This is a genomic window from Streptomyces sp. NPDC027189 (genome assembly GCF_055566975.1).
In genome coordinates, this window is the sequence record NZ_JBVHRI010000032.1 from 85,208 (window position 1) to 94,898 (window position 9,691).

At 69.3% G+C, this 9,691-nt stretch carries 7 protein-coding genes and 1 pseudogene; 4 read left to right on the plus strand and 4 right to left on the minus strand.

Annotated features, from left to right (window positions below; genetic code table 11):
* Positions 1–789 precede the first annotated feature (789 nt).
* Complete coding sequence (locus ACZ4RZ_RS43430; RefSeq protein ID WP_467753079.1) at positions 790–3,243, plus strand: SpoIIE family protein phosphatase; 2,454 nt, start codon at positions 790–792, stop codon at positions 3,241–3,243.
* Between the two features lie 256 nt (positions 3,244–3,499).
* Here the strand turns inward: ACZ4RZ_RS43430 and ACZ4RZ_RS43435 are convergent, their stop codons facing one another.
* Positions 3,500–4,111 (minus strand): TetR/AcrR family transcriptional regulator, encoded by a 612-nt coding sequence (locus ACZ4RZ_RS43435; RefSeq protein WP_467753080.1) that lies wholly within the window; start codon positions 4,109–4,111, stop codon positions 3,500–3,502.
* 166 nt (positions 4,112–4,277) lie between these two features.
* Between ACZ4RZ_RS43435 and ACZ4RZ_RS43440 the strand changes: the two genes are divergently transcribed.
* Positions 4,278–4,850 (plus strand): ester cyclase, encoded by a 573-nt coding sequence (locus ACZ4RZ_RS43440; protein WP_467753081.1) that lies wholly within the window; start codon positions 4,278–4,280, stop codon positions 4,848–4,850.
* Between the two features lie 181 nt (positions 4,851–5,031).
* Here the strand turns inward: ACZ4RZ_RS43440 and ACZ4RZ_RS43445 are convergent.
* Positions 5,032–5,430: pseudogene (locus ACZ4RZ_RS43445) on the minus strand (aldo/keto reductase); the annotation flags it as partial.
* Positions 5,431–6,439: 1,009 nt separating this feature from the next.
* Between ACZ4RZ_RS43445 and ACZ4RZ_RS43450 the strand changes: the two are divergent.
* A complete protein-coding gene (locus ACZ4RZ_RS43450; RefSeq protein ID WP_467753082.1) occupies positions 6,440–6,799 on the plus strand; it encodes a DUF779 domain-containing protein in 360 nt (119 codons plus the stop codon).
* Between the two features lie 75 nt (positions 6,800–6,874).
* Positions 6,875–8,110, plus strand: coding sequence for a phosphodiester glycosidase family protein (locus ACZ4RZ_RS43455; RefSeq protein ID WP_467753083.1), 1,236 nt, complete (start codon positions 6,875–6,877; stop codon positions 8,108–8,110).
* A gap of 33 nt (positions 8,111–8,143) precedes the next feature.
* On the opposite strand, the gene ACZ4RZ_RS43460 is transcribed toward ACZ4RZ_RS43455, so the two are convergent.
* Positions 8,144–8,338 carry a hypothetical protein gene (locus ACZ4RZ_RS43460; RefSeq protein ID WP_467753084.1) on the minus strand — a complete coding sequence of 65 codons (195 nt, stop codon included), beginning with the start codon at positions 8,336–8,338 and terminating at the stop codon, positions 8,144–8,146.
* A 112-nt stretch (positions 8,339–8,450) separates the two neighbouring features.
* On the minus strand, positions 8,451–9,317 hold the full coding sequence (locus tag ACZ4RZ_RS43465) for a phosphatidylinositol-specific phospholipase C/glycerophosphodiester phosphodiesterase family protein (RefSeq protein ID WP_467753085.1): 867 nt from the start codon (positions 9,315–9,317) through the stop codon (positions 8,451–8,453).
* Positions 9,318–9,691 lie beyond the last annotated feature (374 nt).

Consider the following 9,691-nt stretch of genomic DNA (forward strand, 5'->3'; position numbering starts at 1 on the left):
GCCCCACCGCCCCCTTCTTGTACTTCACAGCGTACGACGCAAATTCGCCCGTATACGACATAGGACCCTTGTATCCCCACCAGCCACGCCCGTGCGCGGCGCCGGTCGCGGCGGACTCCCGGATCGGAGCGGTGCGCGGCGCCGACGGCCGCGGACCACTGGACGCCCCGGGCACGCGGGAGTGCAAGCACGGGCCGACGAACTTACGAGGCGGCGACCGACGAGTCTCCGGTGCAGTCATCCTCCAGCCATGGATGAATACACATGGTCCCCAGGCCCCGGAGTGCCGGCGGCGGACGCAGTTCGGCAGAGCTGGGCGCCAACCGTCGCGGCGCTGACTGTGGGGGCCCGCACAGCAAAGCGCCTGCAGCTGGTCGAACGCCGTCGGGAGCCGCCGCCAAGTGCGTCCCGAGGCGACTACGAAGATGATCGCTGCCAGCTGCTCGCGATCACCTGCCCGACATCGGCGCCACGCTGCGGACGCTTGACGTGTGTGTTGTCGTTGTCGGTGCACGCCGTGCCCGGGCCCATCGCCCTGCGAGAGTGGGGCGCCGATGACCCTCGCCAGGTGAGACAAAATGCGCACTCCTCCTAAAATGACATAAGGCCGTTTCCTGGCCCCGGCTGGTTGCACCCTGATGGAACGCTTAGCCGGCCGGCAGAAAAGCGTGTCCCACTCCTGAAGGGCCGCTCTGATCGATATCGCCCGTCAATGGCTCGGTAGACAGAGGTTACGGCGGTGGTCCCCGAGGAATGAGGGATGGAATCCGTTGCCTGAAGGTGAGGGTGATGCCGGTGGACGGGCGGGCGAGGGTGCTCAGCGAGAATCCGGGAGATCCTTTTGCTGCGAACCGCGGCGCCGCGGTCGCACTGGACCAGGGCGGGAGGGTGGTCGCCTGGAGCGTGCGAGCCGAGGAACTGCTCGGTCATACGGCGAGGGAGGCGATGCACCGTTCGGTCTTCGATTTCCTGGTCGACCCTCCGGACGTTCCGGCCCTTGCAGACGCAGTCGCGCTGGGTACGCGTGCCGAGAGCTGGTTCGGGGTGCTGCCCGTGCGGCACCGTGCGGGCCACTGGGTGGAACTGGGGGTGCGGGCCCGTCCGATGCTGCGGGGCGACTCCACCTGCGAGTGGTTTGTCGTCGGTGCGCCCGCCGAGGAGGTCGTCGATTGGGAACGGGACCACTCCGTCCTGGACGGGCTGTTCCGGCGCTCGCCGATCGGTCTTGTCCTGCACAGCCCCGATCTGAGAGTTCTGCGGGTCAACCGTGCGATTGAGCGGGTCACGGGGATGTCGGCCGAGGAACATCGGGGTCTTCGCACGGGCGAGTTGCTGACAGGCCCGGACGCACACATCGCGGAAGAACGCGTGCGCCGGGTACTGGAGACCGGCAAGCCCTTGGTGGGCACCGAGCAGTCGTGTCGACTGCGCAAGTATCCCGGCCGCGAGCTGGTGGTATCCGTCTCGTCATTTCCGATCGAGAACTCCTCCGGGGAGATCCTCGGTGTAGCGGAAACCATCGAGGATGTCACCGAACGTTACCAGGCGCGCCGACGACTGGCTCTGATCAACGAAGCCAGTGCACGCATCGGTACGACGCTGGACGTGGCCAGGACAGCCCGCGAGCTGGCCGATGCGGCGGTGCCGGGTCTCGCCGACTGCTTGTCGGTGGACTTGTTGGAGCCGGTGGTTCACGGCGAAGAACCCGCCCCGGCGACAGTCGGCCCGATCCGCCGGATGGCCGTCCGGAGCGTCCCGGGGATCGTGGAAGAAGTGATGTACGCGGTGGGTGACCTGGTCCCCTTCTCACCGGACTCGCCGCAAGCGAGGTGCCTGGCCGGGCGGCGGCCGGTACTCGAAACGGACCTCTCCCTCATTCCCGAGTGGTACTCCCTCGATCCTGAGCGGGCCAGACGCGCCCGCGAGCTGGGTCTCCGCGCCCTGATGGTGGTGCCGTTGGCCGCACGCGGGCTCGTACTGGGCCTGGTCAGCATGTGGCGCTACCAGCGCCTCGAGCCGTTCGACGAGGACGACCTCACACTCGCCCAGGAGTTCGCCTCCCGCGCCGCCGTCTGCATCGACAACGCCCGCCGCTACACCCAGCAGCAGCAGACCGCGCTCACCCTGCAGCGAAGCCTGCTGCCGCCCGACGTGCCCGAGCACCCGGCCGTCGAGGTCGCACATCACTATCTGCCCGCCAGTGCCGACTCCGGTCTCGGTGGTGACTGGTTCGACGTGATCCCGCTGTCCGGGACACGTGTAGCCCTGGTCGTGGGGGACGTGGTGGGCCGCGGCATTCACGCCGCGGCCACGATGGGCCGACTGCGCACCGCCGTGCACACCCTCGCGGCCCTCGATCTTGAACCTGACGAAGTCCTGTCCCGCCTCGACGCCCTGGTCGACCTGCTGGCCTCGGAGCAGGAGCTGGCGGACAACCGCGCGCAAGGCGAGCAGATCGTCGGTGCCAGCTGTCTGTACGCGGTCTACGATCCCATCTCCCGCCGGTGCACCATGGCGCGGGCCGGCCACCTGCCGCCGGTCCTGGCGACCCCCGACGGGCAGGTAAGAGTGCTCGACCTGCCCGCGGGTCCACCGCTCGGCCTCGGCGGGCTGCCCTTCGAGGCGAGCGAATCCGAGTTGGCCGAGGGCAGCACGCTCACGCTCTACACCAACGGGCTTCTCCAGGCTCCGCAGGGCGACATCGACGTGCAGCTGGCCCGTCTGTGCGACGTGCTCAGCCACGTCGCCGACCCGCTGGAGCACACGTGCCAGACCGTGGTGGACACCTTGCTGCCCAAGCTCCCGGCCGACGACGTCGCGCTGCTCATGGCCCGTACCAAGGTGCTGCCCGCGGACCATGTCGCTACTTGGCAACTCCCTGCGGAACCGACCGCCGCCGCCCTGGCCAGGGATCTGACCACAGCCAAGCTGGCCGAGTGGGAGCTGGATGACCTGGCCTTCACCACCGAGTTGATCGCCAGCGAGCTGGTCACCAACGCCTACCGGTACGCCCGCGCACCCGTAATGCTCCGGCTCATCCTTGACCGGCAACACCTCATCTGCGAGGTCGGCGACGCCAGCAGCACCTCACCCCATCTGCGCCACGCCCGCAGCACGGATGAGGGCGGCCGAGGATTGTTTCTGGTGGCCCAGCTCACCCAACGGTGGGGAACCCGCTACTCGCGACGGGGCAAGACCGTCTGGACCGAACAAGCCCTGAGACCCGTCTCGGCCACCGGCTGACTGAACCGTCATGCTCGGACCCCGGATCATGGCGCGAAACACACGTCGCGCTCATTCCGCAAAGCCCGCCCCGTCGAACAAGCCGACGTCAGGTCGCGCCCGTGCGCGCGGGCGGCCAGCCCTCAGCCTGCCCCCCGTCGCATGGCACCGGCAGGGCGGTGACGTCCAGCCGCACCTGCCGCGATCCGCGCATGAAGACCCCAGCCGGCCGCGGGTCGCGCATGTGCGCCGTACAGCCCGGCCTCGCGGGTGACGCTCAGCAGAGAGCGGCGACGGCCGTTCGGCAAAGGACGTCCTCGGCCCGGTCCCACGACCAGCCGTTGTCGACCACCAGGGTGCGCCAGCCGGTGGGCCCGAACCAGAACCACAGCAGATCCGCCGTCTCCTCCACCGAGTAGGAAGGGGCCGGACCCAGGGTGTGCAGGTGACGGGCGGCGGCGCGGAGGGCGTCCCGGTAAGCCTCAGTAGCCCGCTCCCACAGCGCCTCGCCGGTCTCGTGAACGGGCAGCGCCTTGCGGATGGCCTCGTGCACCGTGAACTGTCCCTCGTTACCCATCCGCGTGCCATGGGCCAGCGCCTTGAGGACCGCCTCGGGTGTACGCAGGGCCAGTACCTGCCGCATGGCCTGCTCGTAACCGGAGTCGGCCACCCCCTGGTCGACGATCCGGTCCAGGATGTCGCCCTTGCTCCCGACGCTCGCGAAGACGGTCTTCGACGCGACGCCGGCAGCCGAGGCGATGTCCGCCACGGTCACCCGCCCGTAGCCGCGCTCGGCGAACAGTTCGGCGGCCCGCTGGAGGATCAGCGCGCGCGTCTGCGCGGCGGCCTGCTCGCGCAAGGGGGAGACGTAGGGGCGCTTGGAGGGCATGGCGCCATGCTAGCCAACATGATGGCATCATTGCCCTATTCATTAGGCTACGTATAACCTCAATTCGCGAACAGTCCTGGCGCAGGTCGCGATATGCCCTTGCCGTCGGACTGATGACGCCTCCGCACACGTCACACAGTCGACGAAAGGCACGGACAACATGGGGATGGACACCACGGACCTGGCCCACGGCCTCTTCCGGATCCTCGAGACGGGGGATCCGGACCTGGCCACCGATGTAGTGCACAAGGACTTCCAGAACCGCGAAGCGCTCGTGTCACCCGGGGCCTGCGCGACCCCGGGACCGGCGGGCGTCCTTGCCTCGGGCGCGTGGATGCGATCGGCCTTCAGCGGCTTGCGTTTCCCCATACTCGGCATTGCCGGCAACGACGACCAGGTCTGGGTACGGCTGCGCATGCAAGGCCGCCACACCGGCCCCTTCGTCCGCTTCCGCGAAGGCGCCCTGGACCAGGCCATACCCCCCACCGAGCGTGAGATCGACTTCGAGCAGATCCACGTGCTCGACCTCCTCGACGGCAAGGTGGTCCGACACGAAGCGGTACGCGACGACATCACCATGCTGGGCCAGCTCGGCGTCTTCCCCCCGGCAGCGCCCACTGCCGTGCGGATGCTCGTCTGGCGAGTAACCGGACGAGCCACTCGCGCGGCCGCCCATGTCACGAAGCAAGCGGCCGACGCAGCTGCCCTCCTGCATGCGACACCGCGCCCGAACCAGTGAGGTGACCAGTCCCGCACAGGTCAGCAGCAGGGGCGCAATCGCATTGACCTGCCGTGCAGAAGGTCCCCGGCTTCCGGCTCCTCCGGAAGCGTGCCCTGCTCGTGGCCGACATCCCGTCCACCACAAAGCGGCACTGCAGCGACGGCCTCATGAACGGCTTCACCCCGGCCGGCGTCGGCCACCAGCGGTGGTGGACCTGCCCCCGGATGCGCCGGTCGTACAGGTGGCGCACGGGCTCCAGTGTCGCGCCCGGCAGCGGCGGCATCGCCGCGGCCGCCGCATCCGCGCGGGCCTGCTCCGGGGAGCGGGCGCCCGGAATCACCGTGGTCGCACCCGGCTGCTGGATGATCCACCGCAGCGCGGACTGTGCCGAGGTGGCGTCCTGGGGTGCCAGTTCAACGAACTCCGCCGCCGCCTCGACGCCGGACTCGAAGTCGACGCCCGAGAACGTCTCGCCCCGGTCGCAGGCCTCGCCGTGCCGGTTGTAGGTGCGGTGGTCGTCCTGCTGGAACACCGCGTCCTTGGTGTACTTGCCGAACAACAGTCCCGACGCCAGCGGCACCCGCGCGATGATCCCCAACAATACGTGCTGCTCCATACGGCGATCCCATGTACCGCTACCAGGTCGGCGGGAGCGAGTATGACGGCCCGGATGACGGAGTGTCACCGGCGCACCAGCCAGGCCGCCGCCGGCGTGATGGCTTCGGTCTGCGGTGGCGCGGTAGCGCCGCAGGCCGGCGCGGAGGCCCCGCCGACGCGCAACCACTCAACAGCCGCCCCGATCCCCCGAAGCAGCGCACCCTGCCCCCACCCACCCTTCCCTTCTTCTTCCGTGTGCTGGGTGGGTGCAGGGGGCTGCTGAGGGGGATGTCAGGCTCCCGACCACGGAAGTATCGCGTGGTGACCAGCGGTGATGCAGGGGACAAACTCTGGTGAGGGCAACCGAAGTTGAAAGAGTTGCGGCAAGAGATGGCGCATCTCTTGCCGTAGGAGACGTGCTGTGCGGCGGCTCGCCGGCGAGCCGACATCGCCTTGCCGGGCGCCGTGCGCGCAAGGACGTCGACGGGGCACCGCGGCTGGCCGCGATGCCTCTGCTCGAGGCGCTTGGAGTAGCTGTGGGCCGCAGCGCTGGGAACTGGCCTCAGGAGTCCCGTGGTCGGGTCTGTGGTCGGCCCCGATCACGCACCCCCGGCCCCACCCCGCAGCCATGCGCAGCCCTTGTGCGCAACCGCCTCCGGGTTGCGGGGTGAGGGCTGTTGGACGCTGCCCGCTCGGAGGCAGGGCCATCGACTTGCCTCCCTGGTCGAGAGAGAACCGTCCAGCAGACGGACGGTGACCGAGGAAACAGGAATGCCGCTGTGCACAGACGTGGCCACTCCCCCGATGGATCACGGCTCCACGCGACCCTGGCCTCGCGGAGCGTAGTCCAGAATCATCCGATCTGGCACGGGATTTCTGATATGAGCGACTTGGGCGTTGGCCTGCCGGTCGTCGTGTGCAACCCCCTCGCAACCTCGCACGGAGTTCACTGAGTCACCGGACCGACGACGGCCCGGTGACCAAGAACCGGCTTGCTTGGGGTGGTTGGCGTGAACGAGGAAGTCCCGCGCGTGGAGCTGACCCCCGCCGCCACCGACCTGCTGCGGCGGCTGCGGGCGGTCCACGGACCGTTGATGTTCCACCAGTCCGGCGGCTGCTGTGACGGCAGCGCGCCCATGTGCTACCCCGAGGGCGAGTTCCGTACCGGTGGCTCCGACGTGCTGCTCGCCGAGCTGGCGGTCGAAGGGGTCGAGGAGCCGGTGACGTTCTGGATGTCGAAGAGTCAGTACGAGGTGTGGAGCCACACCCGGCTGATCGTCGATGTCGTGCCCGGCCGGGGCAGCGGCTTCTCTCTCGAGGCACCCGAAGGAGTGCGTTTTCTCATCCGTTCGCGCGTTGTCGGTGCCTAGCCACCGACACGGTCACCGCCATCTGGTGCACTTCCCCTGAGTCCTGGGAGAGTTGACGAGACATCAGGGGGCACGGTGACGCGTCGCAACGGACGTTTCAGAACGGCACTGACAGTTGTCGCGGCATGGAGTGCGCTGGCCGGTACCGCCCTGGTGGGAGCGGTGCCGGCCAGCGGCGCGGAGGGGGCCACGGGCACTGCCGTCGCCCCCGGCGTCGAGTACACGCAGTTGGACATCCCGGCCGCCAAGGGTGTGGCGCACGCACATGTGCTGAGCGTCGATCTGCGCAATCCACGCGTGCGGGTCGACCTGCTGTATCCCGGAGCCGTGGCGTCCCGGGCGCCCGTCTCCCAGCTGGCCGACTCCCGGGGCGCCGTCGCGGGTGTCAACGGCGACTTCTTCAACATCACGGAGACCCAGCATCCGGGGGTCGAGGCGACGGGCGCGACGGTGGGCCCGGCGATCGCGAGCGGGCACGAACTCAAGGCGGCGGTGCCGAACGGTCAGCGCTTCGGGCCCGCCCTGCCGCCCGGCACGACCACCGAGGACGTGCTCGGCGTGGGCGTCGATCGCAGGGCCCGGCTCGACAGCATGGCCCTCGAAGGTTCCGTACGCAGTGACGAGGGGCTGTGGCCGCTCCGTGGGCTCAACCAGTACGCGCTGCCGGAGGGTTCGATCGGCGCGTTCACCTCGCACTGGGGCAACGTCTCCAGGGTGCGCGCCACCTGCGGCACGGACGTCAACCGGGGCGCGCCGTGCAGCACCGACACCTATGAAGTGACGGTCGAACACGGCCGGGTGGTGTCGGCGGCCAACACTCCCGGCGGCGGCCCCATCGCTGCGGGCACCACGGTGCTGGTGGGCCGCGAGGCAGGCGCCCAACAGTTGCGGAAGCTGCCGGTGGGCGAACCGGTCGCGGTGCGGCACCGTCTGGTGGCGAAGGCCACCAGGATCCCGTACCGCTTCGCGATCGGCGGCTACCCGATGCTCGTCGACGGCTCACCGCTTCCCGGCCTGGACAACAGGACCTCGGCCGTACGGACCGCCGTGGGCATCTCGCACCACGGACGACGCCTGCTGCTTCTCGCCCTCGACGGCGCGCCCGAGTTCCGCAACGGACTCACCATCGCCGAAGTGACCGAGGCCATGCGGGAGTTGGGCGCGGACGACGCCCTCAGCCTCGACGGCGGGGGCTCCACCACGATGGTCGCCCGGCAGCCGGGGGCGGCCGCCGTCAGCGTTCTCAACCACCCCAGCGGGGGCGCCGAACGCCCCGTTCCGAACGGCATCGGCGTGTTCTCCCGGACGTGACCCGCGAGGCCGTGACGTGACAGGCCTCGCGCGTCACGGCCTCAGGCTGCCCACGAGGTCCGCCGTCGCGGTGAGTCCGCTGTGGATGGTCGGCGCCATGCTCGTGCTCGCCAGATAGAAACCGAGCAGGGCGCAGACCAGGGCGTGGGAGAACTTCAACCCGCCGTTGCGCAGGAAGATCACCGCCAGGATCAGAAGCAACAGCACCACAGAGATGGAAATGGCCATCGTCAACCTCCTCCGCCACGTCCGCTTCGCGGCGTTCGGCCGCAAGTGTGGCGTAGCGGAGGGTTCGTCCGGGCGGCTGACGTGTCCTCCGAACGTGTGGTGTCTGGGCCGGCTAGTACGTCCGTTCGTGGGCGCCGAGGAACGCTTCGAGGCCCGCGAGGTCGTCGGTGTTGAGGTAGTCGACGTCGGCGGCGAGCAGTTCGCCCCACAGAGCGTCACGGGCCGGGCCCGCCACATCCGGCGTCGCCCAGAACCGGACCTTCTGACGGCGCGCGTGCGCCGCCGCCATGATGCCGCGCAGCTTCTCGCGCTCGGCGTCGGGGAACGGGCCGTCGCCCAGCCAGGTGAAGTTGAGGGTCCAGTTGTCGGAGATCAGCGGGATGAAGGAGGCGGGCGCCGCGCTGCCGAGGTCGGCGAGCCGGCCGTCGTAGAAGGCGCGACGCACGCTCTGCGCCTCCATGGGCGTACGGGCGGCCCGGTCGCCGGAGATCACGGCCGTGACGGGACCGGGGTACACGCGACCGTGCGCGAATGTCGTGAACAGGTGCCGGTAGCGGCGCAGATGGCGGTCGAGTTCGAGGTAGGTCGACGAGCCCTCGGTCTTGATGTCGATGAGGAGTTGCAGCGGCGTGCGGTAACCCCGGTACACCGCACCGTGGTTGGCCTTGACGCGGGCGGCGAGGGGTTCGAGATAGAGGGACTCGAGGGTGCGGGCCGGGTCGAGTTCGACGGGGTCGTGCGCGACGAGGAGCTGATCGCCGACCAGGTAGATGTCGGCCTCGACACTGCCGAAGCGGTGGTCGAGGGCGTCGTACAGGGGGCGCGGGTGCTCGTAGTCGTTGTGCGCGTGGGCGCGCCACAGCGGGCGCGGGCCGTGCTTTTGCTCGCTCGCCCGCGCGTATGTGGCGGGCAGCGCGACGGCGCCCGCGAGGGCGGCGCCGAGGGTGGTGAGGGCTCTGCGGCGGGTGGTAAGGGCCATGCTCTGCCTCCCTGGAAGTGCCGTACGGAAACCATGGGGGTGTCCCCGGTCGAGCGAAGTCGAGACTGGGGGAGAGTATGCGTTCCGAACGGTCCCAAGGAGCAGTGGCGTGCGGGGAGTTGGCCGGACTGCCGCTGTGCGTTCACTTCTGCGGGGCAGGGCACACGGAAAAGCCCGCCCCGGTTGGACGCTGTTGGTAAATCGGGTGCGGTCGTGACGACGGCCTGCATGACCCCGTTGGGGTTGTGCAGGCCGTCGTCGTGTTCAGGGGTGGGTTCGGTGTCGTTGCGTGGGGTGGATCTGGTGGAGATCCCGGAGGAGACTGCTCGGCTGGCGCGTGCGGTGTTCCCGAAGGGCTGCCTGGTGATGCGGGT